This window comes from Vibrio aestuarianus, assembly GCF_012395185.1.
Taxonomy (GTDB): Bacteria; Pseudomonadota; Gammaproteobacteria; order Enterobacterales; family Vibrionaceae; genus Vibrio; species Vibrio aestuarianus.
Genome location: NZ_JAAZTU010000003.1, coordinates 18,336 through 34,802 on the forward strand (window position 1 = coordinate 18,336; position 16,467 = coordinate 34,802).

Below are 16,467 nucleotides of genomic sequence, written 5' to 3' on the forward strand. Positions count from 1 at the left end.
TTGTTGCGAATTTCTAGATGTAATATCGAAATAATCACAGATGCATCTGATTGATTATGCTACGTTATACTCATTATTTTCTATGGGTATTATTGGTTTGACTATTCACACTCTTCAAGAACGGCATCGGTTTTTAGAAATGCTTGCCTTGTGGCAAGGCTATGTTCGCAACAAAGGACTCAGATCTTGCCGTTCACTGCCGCACAGGCAGCTTAGAAAGCGTTAGAGATTTGTTTATCTGTTAAAGATTGAGTTGTTCTTGCCATGATTTGTACACCGTAAATTGGAACATACGGACAATGTACCTATTTGTGTACCTAAACTTCTAAGCTAGTACGAGTCAGGAAAAGACGTTAAGAGAATGCAATTCCTTGAAATAGCTAGGTTTAGATACAAAAAAAGACGTCCTAGGACGTCTTTTTTCTGGAATTTGGCTCCCCCTGCAAGACTTGAACTTGCGACATACGGATTAACAGTCCGCCGTTCTACCGACTGAACTAAGGGGGAATTGCTTTAAGCGGTGCGAATGTTAGCTAGCGAGATGTTTAGTGTCAACCTTTTTACATCAATAAAAAATAAATTTTCCCATTAAAAATGCTTTACTTTTTTGTATCCCTTATCAGTATTAGGCTAGGTTTACTTATCCACCAAAATTGTGGATAAGTGTGTTAATGAACCTTGCGCAACTTGTTTTTAGGACAGATATTGAGTAATTACTCAAATGTGACTTACTGTTAATCTTGTATTTAACTGTTTGTTTTTACGTTTTTTTTATGACTTATCAACCGAGACGATTGTGGTGGTGGTTACATCGCGTAAAAATAAAAATATCGATTTTCAATAGTATTTTGGGGAAAACAAGTGGATTATTTTTTTGTACAAGGCTGATTTTTGTACGAATTGGGTGGAGGATGATAGCAAACTCCAAAGTGGTAATCTAGTGTTTTTTTCGATGCTTGCTCGATCTTCTGCACAACTATTTTGATGAATTGCTTGCAACAAAACCTCGCTAACAGCGAGAATGCTTGAGAGGTCACAGGCATTGGTTAGAGGAACTATGAACAAAGCGTTTGAATTGGTATCAGACTATCAACCGTCGGGGGATCAACCAACGGCGATTAAACAGTTATTTGCTGGGTTAGACGCAGGGCTTGCTCATCAAACCTTATTGGGTGTGACGGGGTCGGGCAAAACGTTTACTTTAGCCAATGTCATTGCGCAAGCTCAGCGTCCAGCAATTTTATTGGCACCTAACAAGACCTTAGCCGCTCAATTGTATGGGGAAATGAAATCATTCTTCCCCAATAATGCGGTTGAGTATTTTGTCTCGTACTACGATTACTACCAACCAGAAGCTTATGTGCCAACCACGGACACGTTTATAGAAAAAGACTCCTCGGTTAACTCCCATATAGAACAAATGCGGCTTTCCGCGACCAAAGCACTTTTAGAGCGTAAAGATGCAATTATTGTTGCTTCGGTTTCCGCTATTTATGGGTTGGGTGATCCAGATTCATATTTAAAGATGATGCTGCACGTCCGCCGTGGTGATGTGATGGATCAGCGCGATATTATCCGCCGTTTAGCGGAGCTTCAATACACACGTAACGACATGGCGTTTGAACGTGGTCAATTCAGAGTCCGCGGTGAAGTGATTGATATATTTCCAGCCGAGTCAGACTATGCCGCTGTACGAGTCGAAATGTTTGATGATGAGATTGATTGCATCAGCCTGTTTGATCCGCTCACAGGGGCGATGATTCAGCGTGACTTGCCAAGGTATACTGTTTATCCCAAAACTCACTACGTGACTCCTAGAGAGCGAATATTAGATGCAATAGAACTGATTAAAGAAGAGCTGCGAACTCGCCAAGCTTATCTGCTTGAAAATAACAAATTGCTCGAAGAACAACGGATATCGCAGCGCACTCAATTTGATATTGAAATGATGAATGAACTTGGATTCTGTTCTGGTATTGAAAACTACTCGCGCTATCTCAGCGGTCGTAATGAAGGTGAGCCACCGCCAACACTTTTTGACTATCTGCCTCATGATGGCTTGTTGATTATTGATGAATCTCACGTCACTGTGCCGCAAATTGGCGCAATGTTTAAAGGGGATCGATCGCGCAAAGAAACGTTGGTCGAATTTGGTTTCCGTTTGCCTTCTGCCCTAGATAACCGCCCATTGAAGTTCGAAGAGTTTGAATCACTCGCGCCACAAACTATTTTTGTTTCTGCGACACCGGGTAACTACGAATTGGAAAAATCGCAAGGTCAGATTGTCGATCAAGTTGTTCGTCCAACGGGTTTGCTTGATCCTGTGCTGGAGGTTCGCCCGGTGGCGACACAAGTTGATGATCTGTTGTCTGAAATTCGAATCCGTTCGGCCAAGGAAGAGCGAGTATTGGTTACCACTCTGACTAAACGAATGGCAGAGGATTTAACCGAATATCTGCATGAGCATGGAGTAAAAGTTCGATACCTTCACTCGGATATTGACACAGTTGAACGAGTTGAAATTATTCGTGATCTTCGTTTGGGTGAGTTTGATGTATTAGTGGGCATCAACTTACTTCGCGAAGGTTTGGATATGCCAGAAGTGTCGTTGGTTGCTATTTTGGATGCAGATAAAGAAGGCTTCTTACGTTCAGAACGATCGCTGATTCAAACCATTGGTCGTGCCGCACGTAATATCGAAGGCAAAGCGATTTTATATGCAGACCGTATCACTAACTCGATGAAGAAAGCGATGGATGAGACCGAGCGTCGTCGTCAAAAGCAGCAAGCGCACAACGAGGAGCTGGGCATTCAACCGCAGGCCCTTAAACGTAATATCAAAGATATTATGGAATTGGGTGACATCACCAAATCGAAAAAACAGCGTGCTAGCGCTCAAGTTCCGTTATCGAAAGTGGCCGAAAGCTCTCAAACCTATGGCGCGTTAACACCACTGCAATTAGAGAAAGAGATCAGTAAATTAGAAGCTAAAATGTATAAACATGCGCAAGATTTGGAATTTGAATTAGCAGCACAGAAACGAGATGAGATTGAGAAGTTACGTCAGCAGTTCATAACCAATAGTTAAAAAAATAGCCAATAGAAAAGAGACTCTATTGGCTGTTATTTGTGAATACTTTATTCACTAACAACGTCAGTTGGCTAGGTGACCCCTAAGGGTCATATAAGCTAAAGCATATACCATGCCAAGCTTAACTAAGCCCTAAAGTGTGATGTGGGCTTTAAACTATCGGCTTTCTCTAACTTTTTTTTGCAAAATGCAAACCTTAATGCAACAATTAAGGCATACTGCAAATGTTAATGGCTAGGTTATGCAATCGAGTTTATCAATACGGAAGACTAAGTATCTTCTGATGGTCGAAGATACTGCGTCTGTTGCGGCGTTGTATCGTTCTTATTTAACGCCTCTTGAAATCGATATTAATATCGTCGGGACCGGCCGCTACGCAATAGAAAGCTTGGCCCATCGAGAGCCAGATTTAATTTTGCTCGATCTTCGATTACCGGATATGACTGGTATGGACGTCTTGCACGCGGTCAAAGATCAATATCCTGACGTCCCTGTGATTTTCATGACAGCACACGGTTCGATTGATACTGCCGTTGAAGCAATGCGTCATGGGGCACAAGACTTTCTGATTAAACCCTGTGAAGCGGACCGTTTGCGTGTCACGGTCAATAACGCCATTCGCAAAGCAAGCAAATTACGAGATGACGTCGGTAATCCGGGTAATCAGAATTACCAAGGTTTTATTGGAAGTAGTCAAACTATGCAGTCGGTTTATCGCACTATTGACTCTGCCGCAACCAGTAAAGCCAGTATTTTTATCACAGGTGAGAGTGGTACAGGTAAAGAGGTGTGCGCCGAAGCGATTCATGCTGCGAGTAAGCGCGGTGATAAACCGTTTATTGCCATCAATTGTGCGGCGATTCCTAAAGATTTGATAGAAAGTGAGTTGTTTGGTCACGTCAAAGGTGCATTTACTGGTGCAGCCACCGACCGACAAGGTGCTGCCGAGCTAGCCGATGGTGGTACTCTATTTTTGGATGAATTGTGTGAAATGGACTTGGATTTACAAACCAAGCTATTGCGTTTTATACAAACGGGTACATTCCAAAAAGTCGGTTCGTCTAAAATGAAAAGTGTGGATGTGCGTTTTGTTTGTGCAACCAACCGTGACCCTTGGAAAGAAGTTCAAGAAGGGCGTTTTCGAGAAGATTTGTACTATCGACTGTATGTAATCCCTTTGCATTTACCCCCTTTGCGAGAACGAGGTGATGATGTTATTGAAATCGCTTATTCGTTGTTAGGTTTCATGTCGAAAGAAGAAGGAAAAGGCTTTGTCCGTCTAGCGCCTGAGGTGGTTGAGCGTTTTACACAGTATGAATGGCCCGGTAATGTTCGCCAACTACAAAATGTTTTACGTAACGTTGTTGTTTTGAACCAAGGTAGTGAGATCCAACTAACTATGCTACCACCACCTTTGAACCAAGTTCTGGATAATCAAATCCGTATCCCCAATTCGAATTCAGAGACTGATAAAAAAAGTGTCACCGTACATGATATTTTTCCACTATGGTTAACAGAGAAGCAAGCCATTGAGCAAGCGATTGATGCTTGTGATGGCAATATTCCTAAAGCCGCGGGTTATTTAGATGTTAGCCCTTCAACCATCTATCGTAAAATTCAAGCATGGAACGCCAAAGAGAATTAATCGAAATGGAATTAATAAATCAAAATAAAATTGCACATTTAGCTCAGGAAATTGGTGAAGAGAACGTTCCTGTATTGTTGCAGATCTTTCTAGGGGAGCTTAGTGACTACTCTCATAAGCTTACTGATGACACGCTAAGTAACAAGTTTGAGTATCTCAAAGAGATTAGCCACGCTCTAAAAAGTAGCGCATCGAGCTTTGGTGCTGATAGATTATGTGCTAAAGCCGTTGAGATTGACGCGAAAGCGAAAGAGCAGTTGTTATTTGATGAGGCTCAAGAATTGGCAGCGATGCTGAGTTTGATTGAAGAAACGCATCGCTGTTATTCCAACTTGATGGAGCCAAGTTAATTATTAGGTAATTCCATAGGGAATTAACCGATTAACTGAGCTTCAATCGCTTGCTGAAGTTTTACGCGATCATGCCGCCAGTCGCGGTTGGGAGAGGCTAAGTCGTTGGTGACACAATTCCATCGTTCAGCGAGCTCTGGATGAGGCGTGTCGCCAATCACAACATCAATACCACGAGCATGACATGCTCTCTCACACCATTCCAATTTTTGTTGAAGTGACATTCTTCCCGCCGGACCTTGCTCTGGCGATAAGTTTTCGACAAAAATCAATTTTGCTTTTATGTTTTGTTTAATGGCATTGCCGATCTCTGGCAGTAACAGTGGCGGCATTACACTGGTTAAGAAACTGCCGGGGCCAAGGATAATACAATCTGCAGCACTGATTGCCGCTACCGCCTCTTTCGTAGCTGGTACTTCAGGCGACAAGTCTAAACGGCGCAAGTTTTCCTGCATTTCATCGACATTGGTTTCACCTGTAACCCAGCGACCATCCAAAGACAAAGCAGTCAGATCAGAAGGATGCTCCGACATTGGCACGATATTGACGTCCACTTTCAGCATATTGCGAATCAGGTTGATTGCATCGAGGGGGCGTACCGATAGGTTGTCTAAAGCAGTTAGCATTAAATTACCAAGGTTGTGTCCATTCAGCTCACCTGCGCCTTTGAAGCGATATTCAAACATCATCGAACTGATCGAGGGTTCGGTAATCAATTGATTAATACAGTTGCGAGTATCACCCCAAGCAATACCACCTTGGCAGTGGCGAATGCGACCAGTTGAGCCGCCGTTATCGGTAGTGGTAACAATACCGGTTGCGTTAGAACCGAAATCTTTTAAAGCCGCTAGCATACGTCCTAGCCCGTGTCCGCCGCCTATAGCGACGACTTTTTTGGATGCGTAAATACTCATCTGTTTCTTCTTATTTTTAAATATTTCACTACAATTTAGAGTAGGTGGTTCATAACTCATACTCATTAGGTGGTAAATTGAGTGGTGGATATATTTTTTTTGCTACAAGGGTAGAATCACTTAAAAATATTAAGTATTTTACCTTCAGCTGCTGTTGATTTGGTTGATTATAATACCTCAACAGCTGCCATAGCTCCGAGCTTAATCAGCTAAGTCTCATTTTTGTGAGATAAGGTGGTTAAGCCAGTGGTCTACTGCCACAAGGGCATAATTGGAAATGATTATGCCTCCCGTATTTGGAAAGGTGTTTCGTGGCGCAACAATTCGAAGATAGATTTCAGCGTAAATTTTATTATTTACGCTTATCCGTTACAGATGTCTGTAACTTTAAATGCACATATTGTCTGCCTGATGGTTATAAACCTTCGGGGCAGAAAAATTCGTCATTTTTAACCCTCCCAGAGATACAACGCGTCGTAAAAGCATTTGCTGATTGTGGTACGTCTAAAGTACGCATCACTGGTGGTGAGCCCAGTCTCCGCAAAGATTTCACCGAAATTATTGCGACAGTGGCCAATACAGCTGGCATCAATAAAGTAGCGACGACAACCAATGGCTACCGTATGGCGAAGCAAGTTGAACATTGGAAAGCCGCGGGGTTAACTCACGTCAATGTGAGTGTTGATAGTTTAGATCCGCGAATGTTTCATCAGATCACGGGCGAGAATAAGTTCAATGATGTAATGTCGGGGATTGAGCGTGCTTTTGAAGTCGGATTTGAGCAGGTTAAAGTTAATGTCGTACTGATGAAAGACATGAATCATCACGAGCTTCCTGCTTTTCTCAACTGGATCAAACACCGTCCTATTCAACTGCGTTTTATTGAATTGATGCAAACTGGAGATATGGATAGCTTGTTCGACCGTCATCATGTTTCTGGCGTAGCGATTCGTAATCAACTTATTGCGGACGGCTGGGTGCTCAAAGCACGAGCTAATAATGATGGTCCGGCACAAGTGTTCGTTCATGCCGATTACCAAGGTGAGATTGGCCTTATCATGCCTTATGAGAAAAACTTTTGTGAGAGTTGCAATCGCTTAAGAGTATCAGCAAAAGGCAAACTGCATTTGTGTCTGTTTGGCGACCATGGAGTTGAACTGCGTGATCTGCTTGAAAAAGATGAACAAGAAACAGCGTTAATTGAACGTATCCAAGCGCAATTACAAACTAAATCTGTGAGTCATTTTCTACATGATGGTCATACAGGAATGACACCACATCTCGCCTCAATCGGCGGCTAAAATTCGAATTTTCTGATACTTGCCCACGATATAACGAAGGGGCAAGTTCAATACAACATCATATTTTAAAAAGAAAGGTGAACTAATGGGTCACGCAGAAAGCAAATTCCAACCTGCAAATATCGCGGTATTAACAGTGTCAGATACTCGTACTGAAGAAAATGATACCTCAGGCGGTTACTTAGCCGAGCAGCTTCAAGAAGCTGGTCACAAATTAGCAGATAAGAAAATTGTCATTGATGATATGTACAAAATTCGAGCGATTGTTTCACAGTGGATTGCTGATGAAAACGTCCAAGCGGTGTTGATCACTGGAGGAACAGGCTTCACTTCTCGTGACAGTACACCTGAAGCACTTAAGCCTTTATTTAATAAAGAAGTGGAAGGTTTTGGCGAGTTATTCCGAATGGTTTCTTATGAAGAGATAGGTACATCCACCATTCAATCTCGCGCTATTGCGGGTTTTGCTAATCACACCGTAATTTTTGCGATGCCGGGGTCTACCGGGGCATGTCGTACTGGTTGGACGAAAATTATTAAGCAGCAAATGGATGCAAGTCATCGCCCTTGTAATTTCATGCCTCACCTTGCGGTATAAGGAAGCCCGATGAGCTCATTTACTCATATTAATGCTTCTGGTGAAGCTAACATGGTTGATGTTTCGGCAAAGGCCGAAACCGTTAGAGAGGCACGCGCAGAAGCGTTTGTTCATATGGCACCAGAAACGTTGCAGTTAATCGTTTCTGGGCAACATCACAAAGGTGATGTCTTTGCTACGGCTCGTATCGCGGGTATTCAGGCGGCAAAGAAAACATGGGATTTAATTCCACTCTGTCATCCATTGTTGCTTTCCAAAGTTGAAGTGCAGCTTGAGGCTATTGAGGCTGAAAATAAAGTACGTATTGAATCTGTTTGTAAGCTTGCAGGAAAAACAGGCGTAGAAATGGAAGCTCTGACGGCTGCTTCGGTTGCGGCGTTGACCATCTACGATATGTGTAAAGCCGTTCAAAAAGATATGGTGATTAGCCAAGTTCGTTTGTTGGAAAAAACAGGCGGGAAATCGGGTCACTTTAAGGCCGAAGAATAAAAATTGAATTTTGAAAACTATAATTCAAACAAGACAGTAAGTGGTGAAGGCATGATTACGGTTCTCTTCTTTGCTCAAACACGAGAATTAGTTGGGCAAGACAGTTTGGTTGTTGATAGTGAGTTTGATACGGTTGAAGCATTGCGTGCTCACTTAGCCGCTCAAGAAGGTAAGTGGGGGCTCGCGCTAGAGGCTGGTAAATTATTAGCCGCCGTTAATCAGTCGATTGTCCCATTCGATACAGTGTTGCAAACTGGTGACGAGGTTGCTTTTTTTCCACCAGTGACTGGGGGCTAAAATGGATAGCAGAGTAAGCGTACAGCAAGATGATTTTTCGGTTGATGCCGAATATCAATATCTGTCGGAGGGAACGGCAGCCGGTGCGGTGGTTACTTTTATTGGTAAAGTTCGAGATATGAACTTGGGCGACAACGTCATTGGCTTGTCGCTGGAGCACTATCCAGGTATGACAGAGAAATCGCTCAGTGAAATTTGTGATCAAGCTGAGCTACGTTGGCCTTTGCAGAAAATTCGTGTGATTCATCGAGTCGGCGACATGGATATTGGTGATCAAATTGTGTTTGTTGGTGTTACCAGTGCGCATCGTGGTTCTGCATTTGAAGCGTGCGAATTCATCATGGATTACTTAAAGACTAAAGCGCCTTTTTGGAAAAAAGAACGTACCACGCATGAAACACGTTGGGTGGATTCAAGAGATTCTGATGCTAAAGCTGCGGCTCGTTGGCAGAGATAGGTACCATTTGCTTAGTCCTTTTTGAGCATATGAATGGTGCCTCGTTGCTGATGTTTAGCATGAAATAGAGCTTTATCTGCAATTGCAACAAATTGTTGTGGTGTCATGTTGGTTGGTATATCGACGCAATGTTGTATGCCGATTGTTATCGAAACATAGGGAGAAACGTGTGAACCTTTGTGGGGGATCGCTAGTTCTCTCACTTTATCGAGTAGTTGATAGGCTCTATCTTTACATTGTTTGTCATCTATATCGGTAAGAAATAGCAAAAATTCATCTCCTCCGTACCGAAAACAGAGATCATGTTTTCGTTTCCAATGCTGAAGTAGTTTCCCTACCTCACGCAACACATCATCACCATTAACGTGCCCATAGTGGTCGTTGTATTGTTTAAAACAATCGATATCGATCATAAAAATAGCGGCACTGGATTTTTCTAGCCTAGCCATATCTAAAGCTTGAGGGAGTAAGGAATCCATCGCGTAGCGGTTATAGACTTGGGTGAGGTGATCTATATAGGTCAGTTTTTCAAGCTCGAGCTGGTGGGTCGCGAGTTTTTCTACAGTACGTTTGTATTCGGTAATGTTACGTACCGTCCAGAGTACATACTCTGTTCCGGCTAACGGGATTACGAGTGCATTGAAATATTGAACATCTTGAGGGCCTTCTATGCCTTCAAAACAGGGTAAAGTTTTCGGATCAAGCTCATATTCGAATTCTTGGTGCTGACCGCTATCAATCACGTCAGCAACGATTTGATTAAACCAACGAGCTTTATCGTGTGGAAGCACTTGGTATTGGTTTAGGCCGATGATGGTGGCAGGGTTATGGTGACGACTTCTGTCGGTTCCTCCCCATGTTTCGACATAGACTCCTTCACGATTAATGAGAAAAGTTGGCTCAGGAAGCGATTCAAAGAAGGCATACATCAACACTGGATTTTCTAAGATAGCGGATATTAACGGTGAATTCGCCATACCTCAGCCTTAATAATATAAAAGTTAATACATTAATATATAGATGATCTTGACGATAAAATCTTGCGCGCAATGGCGTGTTCAATGCTATTAAGTGGTTTATAAATGAGACGAAGGGCTTTTTGTTTTTCAATGATTTTCTTTTAGTAAAGTAACACTCTGGAATGGTGATAGTTTTTGCCTATTAAAAAAATTGGTCATTTCCATTTAGTAAAATCAAGAAATTAGACAACACTTACTCTAAAGGCAGCATAACGTTGCAAGTAAGGAGACTATTATGCAATCGCTCAAAGTTAAAGATTATATGACATTACAAGCGGTTACTTTTAAACCCGAAATGCCACTCACTGCCGCGCTAGATAAAGTGATTCGTTCTGATCATCTAGGCGGCCCTGTCATTAACGATCAAGAGCAGGTTATCGGTTTTCTTTCCGAGCAGGACCTACTCGATAAATTAGTGAAAGTCAGCTATTTTTGCCAAGACACACATCTAGTCAGTGACTGTATGCACCCTGATGTGTTATCTGTCGGGCCTGATACCTCCATTATAGAACTTGCTGATATGATGAAAGTCGGTAAACCTAAGGTTTATCCCGTGATAGACCAGGGCAAATTGGTGGGTATTATCACCCGAAGAGATGTGCTACGTGCACTGGGTAAAAATCTCGACAACTGTTTCAAGCGACAAGTATAAGTAGATTCAATCGTTTTCTAATCGATCGAAATAAGGATGTCGTTGTCTTTGCTATCCTGAGTCTAACTTAAATTGTGTGTGAGTAGTCCAGAGACGCCAAAGAGCGTCTCTTTTTTTTACTGGAGTATTGACCTTGGAGTTAGCTCTAAGGTGTAAGCTTATTGAAAAGTAAAAGGAGAACCTTATGTGTACAAAACACGACGCCTGTCGCTCAACAAAAAAAACGATAGTTCATCAGCATTCTGCTTCATGTGCTAGTCCCAAAATCACCTCCATTAAAGCGGCTACGGTAGAGCCTAGTGATGGCGGCTGTTGTAGCTCTCAAGGTTGTCCAAGTGGTGCAGACCCTACTGATGACGAGGAATCTGCTCGGAGAGCATCATCCAATGCGCTTTATTCTTTAAGTTGGCAAATAGAGGGAATGGATTGTCCTTCTTGTGCGCGAAAAATAGAAACCGCGATTAAAAAAGTAAACGCTATTGTTGATGCAAAAGTACTGTTTGCTACTGAAAAACTGGTGGTTCAATTTAATGCGCCAGAGGCAGAACAAGCGATAGAGCAAGCCGTTGCCAGTGCGGGCTTTTCGATTCGCCGCACTGGTGCATCTCAAGTAAAAACTAGCGATAACACTGGTTGGAAATTGATCCTCATCCACAATGCACAAATCTTCTCAATAGCCTCAGCCATGGTTTTTGCTGCCATTATCCAATCTTACTTGCCACAGATTAGCCACTGGATTTTCGTCGTAACCTGCTTGGCTGGTTTATATCCGATTGCCAAAAAAGCGATACAGTTGGCAAAGTCAGGAACCCCTTTCGCTATAGAAACGTTAATGAGCGTTGCCGCATTAGGTGCACTCTATCTTGGGGAAACAGTAGAAGCGGCGATGGTTCTTTTACTATTTCTTATCGGTGAGCGTTTGGAAGCTTTTGCCGCCTCTCGTGCGAGAAGTGGTGTGCAAGCATTAATGGCTCTGGTACCTGAAACAGCAACAAAAATAGTGGCAGGAGCTCGCGTGAATGTCGCGGTAAGTGAGCTACAGCCAGGGGATGTTGTTGAAGTATCACCGGGAGCACGACTTCCAGCCGATGGCCAGTTACATGAAGTATCAGCCAGTTTTGATGAAAGTGCTTTAACTGGCGAATCATTGCCAGTTGAACGTTTTAAAGGTGAGAATGTGATGGCGGGCGCGGTGGTCGTCGATCAAGTGGTACGTTTTATCATAGTATCCAAACAGGGTGAAAATGCGATTGACCGCATTTTGCATTTAATTGAAGAGGCTGAAGCTCGTAAAGCGCCGTTAGAACGTTTTCTTGACCAATTCAGCCGTTGGTACACGCCATTAATGATGGTGCTCTCCCTTGCGGTGGTTGTTATCCCACCACTGTTTTTTGCTCAGCCTTGGGAAACGTGGGTGTATCGAGGTTTGGCGCTGTTATTGATTGCTTGTCCTTGTGCTTTAGTGATTTCAACGCCAGCGGCCATTACGTCGGGTTTAGCCGCCGGTGCGCGTCGTGGAGCCTTGATAAAAGGTGGAGCAGCGTTAGAGCAGTTAGGCAAAATTGAAACTATCGCGTTTGATAAAACCGGTACACTAACTAAGGGTAAACCCGATGTAACTGATGTGATTGCGCTTAATGGTTATCCGGAAAACCAATTATTGAGCATGGTGGCAGCTATTGAAATGGGGTCAAGCCATCCGCTGGCTACCGCCTTGGTTGCTAAAGTTGAATCTATGGGGCTACCTATTGCTCAGGCCTCTGACAAGAAGGCACTGATTGGTCGAGGTGTTTGTGGGGTTGTGGATGGAAAAACATACCAAGCACTAGCGCCAAGTAAAGTGACGGTTAGTGTTTCTCATGAGACAAAACAGCGCATCGAAGTGTTAGAAAGTGAAGGTAAGACCGTTGTTGTTGCTTTGGAAGATGCGCGACTGATTGGCCTATTGGCTTGGCAAGATACCTTGCGTGAAGATGCGAAAGAGGCCATTGATGCTCTGCATCGGCTCGGGATCAGTACGATCATGCTCACGGGTGATAATCAAAGAAGTGCTGCAGCCATTAGTACTCAATTAGGTATCGACTTCAAAGCTAGTTTGTTGCCACAAGATAAAGTCAGTTATATCCAGCAGTTGGCACAGCAAAAAAATGTGGCCATGGTGGGGGATGGCATCAATGATGCGCCGGCAATGAAAGAAGCGAGCATTGGTATTGCAATGGGGGGAGGAACCGACGTTGCGCTTGAAACAGCAGATGCCGCTATTACCCATAATCGGCTCATTGAATTAGCGACCATGGTGGAGTTATCGCAAGCGACGTTAAGAAACATTCGGCAAAATGTCACGCTGGCTCTTGGCTTAAAAGCCGTATTTCTAGTGACAAGCTTATTGGGGATAACAGGGTTGTGGGTCGCTGTTTTGGCTGACAGTGGTGCGACAGCTCTCGTTACATTGAATGCTTTGCGCTTATTGAAATTCAAGCAATAACCTCATGTTGATACGGGTGGCGGGTTGTCACCTGTATCATTTATGCTTTCACCGCCATTCTTTCTGAAAATGTGAAGTATGCGAACTATAATTGCATTGTTTTGTTCTATATAACCTTTTTACTTGAAGCCGCAGCGGTGTTGGCTACGTTCACTCAACTCAATCGCATAGTATGTCTATGCTCATGGGGATTCACTCACTTGCCGCCTAGTTGCAACTCCAATTAGTTTGGGTATAGGCAAACCAATGGCATTATTTAAACGTACACTATTGCATCGATATGGACCGTTTTTGTGATGCAAACCGTTTTTCCGTGAAATGTTCGGTTACATTACGGTATTCATTGTGAAATTGATCACTCTTTGTTGAGGCTAGGTCATATAAAGTAAGTCCATACCCGATGAATATCTATGAGCTGAACAAGCCGCAATAAGGAGTCACTTATGTCTCAAGCAGTTTTCCATCTTGGCGTTACCGAAGCCGATCTTAATGGTGCAACCCTAGCCATCATTCCTGGTGATCCGGCGCGTGTACAAAAAATCGCGGAAGAAATGGAAAATCCAGTTTTTCTAGCAAGCCATCGCGAATATACGGTTTACCGTGCAGAATTAGATGGTAAGCCAGTGGTGGTTTGTTCAACTGGTATTGGTGGTCCTTCAACTTCTATTGCGGTTGAAGAACTTGCGCAACTTGGCGTTCGTACGTTCTTACGCGTAGGTACCACTGGTGCCATCCAACCACATGTCAATGTTGGTGATATGATCGTGAGCACAGGCTCTGTTCGTCTTGATGGTGCGAGTTTGCATTTTGCCCCAATGGAATTCCCTGCCGTTGCTGATTTTGATGTGGCAACCGCGATGAAAGCAGCAGTTGTTGAAAGTGGTGCTACAGTGCATATGGGCGTTACGGCATCTAGTGATACTTTCTACCCTGGCCAAGAACGTTATGACACTTTCACTGGTCGTGTTGTACGCCGTTTCCAAGGTTCAATGCAAGAATGGCAAGACATGGGCGTGCTAAACTTTGAAATGGAATCTGCAACGCTACTGACTATGTGTGCAAGTTCTGGTTTGAAAGCGGGTTGTGTGGCCGGTGTTATCATTAACCGTACTCAAAAAGAGATCCCAGACCACGCTATACTGAAAGAGACGGAAGCGCGTTCAATTAAAGTAGTTGTTGAAGCTGCACGTAAAATGCTTTAACGCTTAAACTTTACACTTCTCTTTAAAACTAAGCCCCAATGTTTGGGGCTTTTGTGTTCATAGAATCATCAGCCAAAATTTTCATTCATCAATCCGGTTGCTGTCAAAAACGATAAGTTGATATTCACCACTGTCAATAAGCTGCTGTAAACCTCGAGCGAACACTCGGTTAAGATGTTGGCTGCGTTCAAGGTTGTGTTTAGAAAATAGAATATGCATTTTGTCTTCCATCAGAGATTGGCTACTGACTTGGAACTGAGATGCTTCTTTGCTATCAAACAGTTTACCGAGTAAATAGTTTCCTCTGATCAAACCTGTCGGATAAGCATCAATACGTTTTTTGGCTAACTTTATAAAATTAATCTCTTCAGCGTTGGCGATATTGGGCTCAACGCCTAAGTTGATAAGATAATTGGTTGCTTGGTAGTCTTGGGTTGCACCGATAATATATTTTTTGAGATCTTCAGTATTGTTCCAAGTAAAGCCCACATCTTTGTGTGAGAAAAAAACAATTTTTTGAGTAAAGAATGGCACTGAGATAAGAAACTTTTCCTGTCTTGAGTCGCTGACCATCCAAGGGAAGCTGCCATCATACTTATCTTGAGCTGCAAGGCGTAGAGAGCGTGACCAAGGGAAGTAATCCAATTCAACCTGATAACCCTGGCTTTCAAAGGCTTTGACCACTATCTGCTCTGCAATTTTCTCGTTGGGGTTAGCAGATGAACTGGTATAAGGAGCCCATTCTCCAATCGCAAACTTTACTCGCATTTCTTGTGCGGCTAACGGGTAAGAGAATAACAGACAACTTAACATCCACGATATTGCTTTCATTTATCCCAACCTAAAGACGACCTATCGCTCAGTCTAGTGGTATCGTTTGCTTTTAGCGCTCTGTTTAAAAAATATTTGTGATAGAAATCGAGTAAGTCGGTTAGCGTTAATGCTAACCGACTTATTTTACTCAACTGAATGCAATTTTAGGTAGTGGTTGGTAGAGGCTTTCAGTTAAATCACTCAGCATTTGATCGTACACATGCGAAATGCTCAATGATATTTCGGTGGTGATTTGATACATCCTATCGGGGCTAATATCAAAAGCAGGGTGGTCGTGTAATTCACCTAAGCTGTGCAGGGCCGATGAACAGCTAGGCGAAGCAATCGTCAGTGGGCTAATTAACGCTAACTGATTCATCTTACGTCTCACAACATCGCTGTAGTGCTGTAGACGCATTCTTCCATCCTGGCTTTGCATATCATCAATACAAATACGCAGTTGCGTGAGTGAGTCCATTGCATCAATGACTTGTTGCCAGTTGATGTGGTATTCATCACTTAAGTCTTCGCGGCTTGACTCAACTAACCACGCCAAAATGACTTCATCCATTAAGAACATACAGTGGCGAATCGTTTTACCATGCATCATCTGATTACGAGCTACACTGCGTTCTGGCCATTCATTCATCAATGCTTTTAGCTTGAGTTGCAGTACACGGTACATTGGCTTGTTGTCAAAATGCGCTGTGGCAATCAGTTGGTTACTTTTCTGAAATAGTTGGTCCTGTATTTCAGTTAATTCGGTGTCTCGTCGACTGTTTGATAGCAATGCATGGTGCGTAATGCTGCGGTGCTGACGGCTAAGAAGCAGCAACTGGCGCAGATTGATCAGTAATTCATATTTCCGCTGTAAGGTTGATTCACGCTGTTTAGATAAATAAAACATGAACCATAATATACCGATAGAGACGAGCATAGAGATAAAAACAAACATAACCAACTCCTTGTTAATGTTATACCAATAAGGAGGTAGCAGACTTAATGCCAATTATTAATTTCTTATTATTCAGATGGTTATGATTTATTAAGGCCAGTTAATGCATCAAAATAGTGCATTTTGAACTAAAAGTGTGAGGCAGATCGCTATTGATGGTCAGGTGATATAAAAAATCCCCAATACATCTCTGCATTGG

General features: G+C 42.9%; 15 protein-coding genes, 1 tRNA gene and 1 riboswitch. Of the genes, 11 read left to right on the forward strand and 5 right to left on the reverse strand.

Going from position 1 to position 16,467, the window contains the following annotated elements:
- Nucleotides 1-431 precede the first annotated feature (431 nt).
- Nucleotides 432-507, reverse strand: a tRNA-Asn gene (locus tag HGG78_RS01740).
- A 550-nt stretch (nucleotides 508-1,057) separates the two neighbouring features.
- On the opposite strand from HGG78_RS01740, the gene uvrB reads away from it, so the two are divergent.
- The 3 genes from uvrB to luxU all read left to right on the forward strand — a co-directional run bounded on the left by uvrB (nucleotide 1,058) and on the right by luxU (nucleotide 5,086).
- Complete coding sequence (gene uvrB, locus HGG78_RS01745) at nucleotides 1,058-3,088, forward strand: excinuclease ABC subunit UvrB (RefSeq protein ID WP_168522836.1); 2,031 nt, start codon at nucleotides 1,058-1,060, stop codon at nucleotides 3,086-3,088.
- A 244-nt stretch (nucleotides 3,089-3,332) separates the two neighbouring features.
- Entirely contained in the window at nucleotides 3,333-4,736 is a 1,404-nt protein-coding gene (luxO, locus tag HGG78_RS01750; protein ID WP_172531905.1) for a quorum-sensing sigma-54 dependent transcriptional regulator LuxO, read from the forward strand.
- 5 nt (nucleotides 4,737-4,741) lie between these two features.
- Nucleotides 4,742-5,086 (forward strand): quorum-sensing phosphorelay protein LuxU, encoded by a 345-nt coding sequence (gene luxU, locus HGG78_RS01755; RefSeq protein ID WP_172531906.1) that lies wholly within the window; start codon nucleotides 4,742-4,744, stop codon nucleotides 5,084-5,086.
- A 23-nt stretch (nucleotides 5,087-5,109) separates the two neighbouring features.
- On the opposite strand, the gene HGG78_RS01760 is transcribed toward luxU, so the two are convergent.
- The gene (locus HGG78_RS01760) at nucleotides 5,110-6,000 is read right to left on the reverse strand and encodes a YvcK family protein (protein ID WP_172531907.1); all 891 of its coding nucleotides are present in this window, start codon (nucleotides 5,998-6,000) and stop codon (nucleotides 5,110-5,112) included.
- A gap of 181 nt (nucleotides 6,001-6,181) precedes the next feature.
- A riboswitch (molybdenum cofactor riboswitch) is annotated at nucleotides 6,182-6,324 on the forward strand.
- On the opposite strand from HGG78_RS01760, the gene moaA reads away from it, so the two are divergent.
- The 5 genes from moaA (at nucleotide 6,312) to moaE (ending at nucleotide 9,142) form a co-directional block, all read left to right on the forward strand.
- A complete protein-coding gene (gene moaA / locus HGG78_RS01765) occupies nucleotides 6,312-7,301 on the forward strand; it encodes a GTP 3',8-cyclase MoaA (protein ID WP_172531908.1) in 990 nt (329 codons plus the stop codon). (Overlaps the previous riboswitch by 13 nt.)
- Before the next feature lie 85 nt (nucleotides 7,302-7,386).
- Entirely contained in the window at nucleotides 7,387-7,899 is a 513-nt protein-coding gene (gene moaB, locus HGG78_RS01770; protein WP_172531909.1) for a molybdenum cofactor biosynthesis protein B, read from the forward strand.
- 9 nt (nucleotides 7,900-7,908) lie between these two features.
- The gene (moaC, locus tag HGG78_RS01775; protein WP_168522826.1) at nucleotides 7,909-8,388 is read left to right on the forward strand and encodes a cyclic pyranopterin monophosphate synthase MoaC; all 480 of its coding nucleotides are present in this window, start codon (nucleotides 7,909-7,911) and stop codon (nucleotides 8,386-8,388) included.
- Between the two features lie 51 nt (nucleotides 8,389-8,439).
- Complete coding sequence (moaD, locus tag HGG78_RS01780; protein ID WP_168522824.1) at nucleotides 8,440-8,685, forward strand: molybdopterin synthase sulfur carrier subunit; 246 nt, start codon at nucleotides 8,440-8,442, stop codon at nucleotides 8,683-8,685.
- A gap of 1 nt (nucleotide 8,686) precedes the next feature.
- Nucleotides 8,687-9,142, forward strand: a complete 456-nt coding sequence (gene moaE / locus HGG78_RS01785; RefSeq protein WP_168522822.1) for a molybdopterin synthase catalytic subunit MoaE — start codon at nucleotides 8,687-8,689, stop codon at nucleotides 9,140-9,142.
- 11 nt (nucleotides 9,143-9,153) lie between these two features.
- Here the strand turns inward: moaE and HGG78_RS01790 are convergent, their stop codons facing one another.
- Complete coding sequence (locus tag HGG78_RS01790) at nucleotides 9,154-10,119, reverse strand: sensor domain-containing diguanylate cyclase (protein ID WP_172531910.1); 966 nt, start codon at nucleotides 10,117-10,119, stop codon at nucleotides 9,154-9,156.
- Nucleotides 10,120-10,396: 277 nt separating this feature from the next.
- On the opposite strand from HGG78_RS01790, the gene HGG78_RS01795 reads away from it, so the two are divergent.
- The 3 genes from HGG78_RS01795 (at nucleotide 10,397) to udp (ending at nucleotide 14,500) form a co-directional block, all read left to right on the forward strand.
- Nucleotides 10,397-10,813, forward strand: coding sequence for a CBS domain-containing protein (locus HGG78_RS01795; protein ID WP_172531911.1), 417 nt, complete (start codon nucleotides 10,397-10,399; stop codon nucleotides 10,811-10,813).
- A 184-nt stretch (nucleotides 10,814-10,997) separates the two neighbouring features.
- Nucleotides 10,998-13,298: a zinc/cadmium/mercury/lead-transporting ATPase gene (locus HGG78_RS01800; RefSeq protein WP_172531912.1), complete on the forward strand. Its 2,301-nt coding sequence runs from the start codon at nucleotides 10,998-11,000 to the stop codon at nucleotides 13,296-13,298.
- Between the two features lie 443 nt (nucleotides 13,299-13,741).
- A complete protein-coding gene (gene udp / locus HGG78_RS01805; protein WP_172531913.1) occupies nucleotides 13,742-14,500 on the forward strand; it encodes a uridine phosphorylase in 759 nt (252 codons plus the stop codon).
- An 81-nt stretch (nucleotides 14,501-14,581) separates the two neighbouring features.
- Here the strand turns inward: udp and HGG78_RS01810 are convergent, their stop codons facing one another.
- Complete coding sequence (locus HGG78_RS01810) at nucleotides 14,582-15,331, reverse strand: substrate-binding periplasmic protein (RefSeq protein WP_172531914.1); 750 nt, start codon at nucleotides 15,329-15,331, stop codon at nucleotides 14,582-14,584.
- A 130-nt stretch (nucleotides 15,332-15,461) separates the two neighbouring features.
- Nucleotides 15,462-16,268, reverse strand: a complete 807-nt coding sequence (locus HGG78_RS01815) for a hypothetical protein (protein WP_053310196.1) — start codon at nucleotides 16,266-16,268, stop codon at nucleotides 15,462-15,464.
- Nucleotides 16,269-16,467 lie beyond the last annotated feature (199 nt).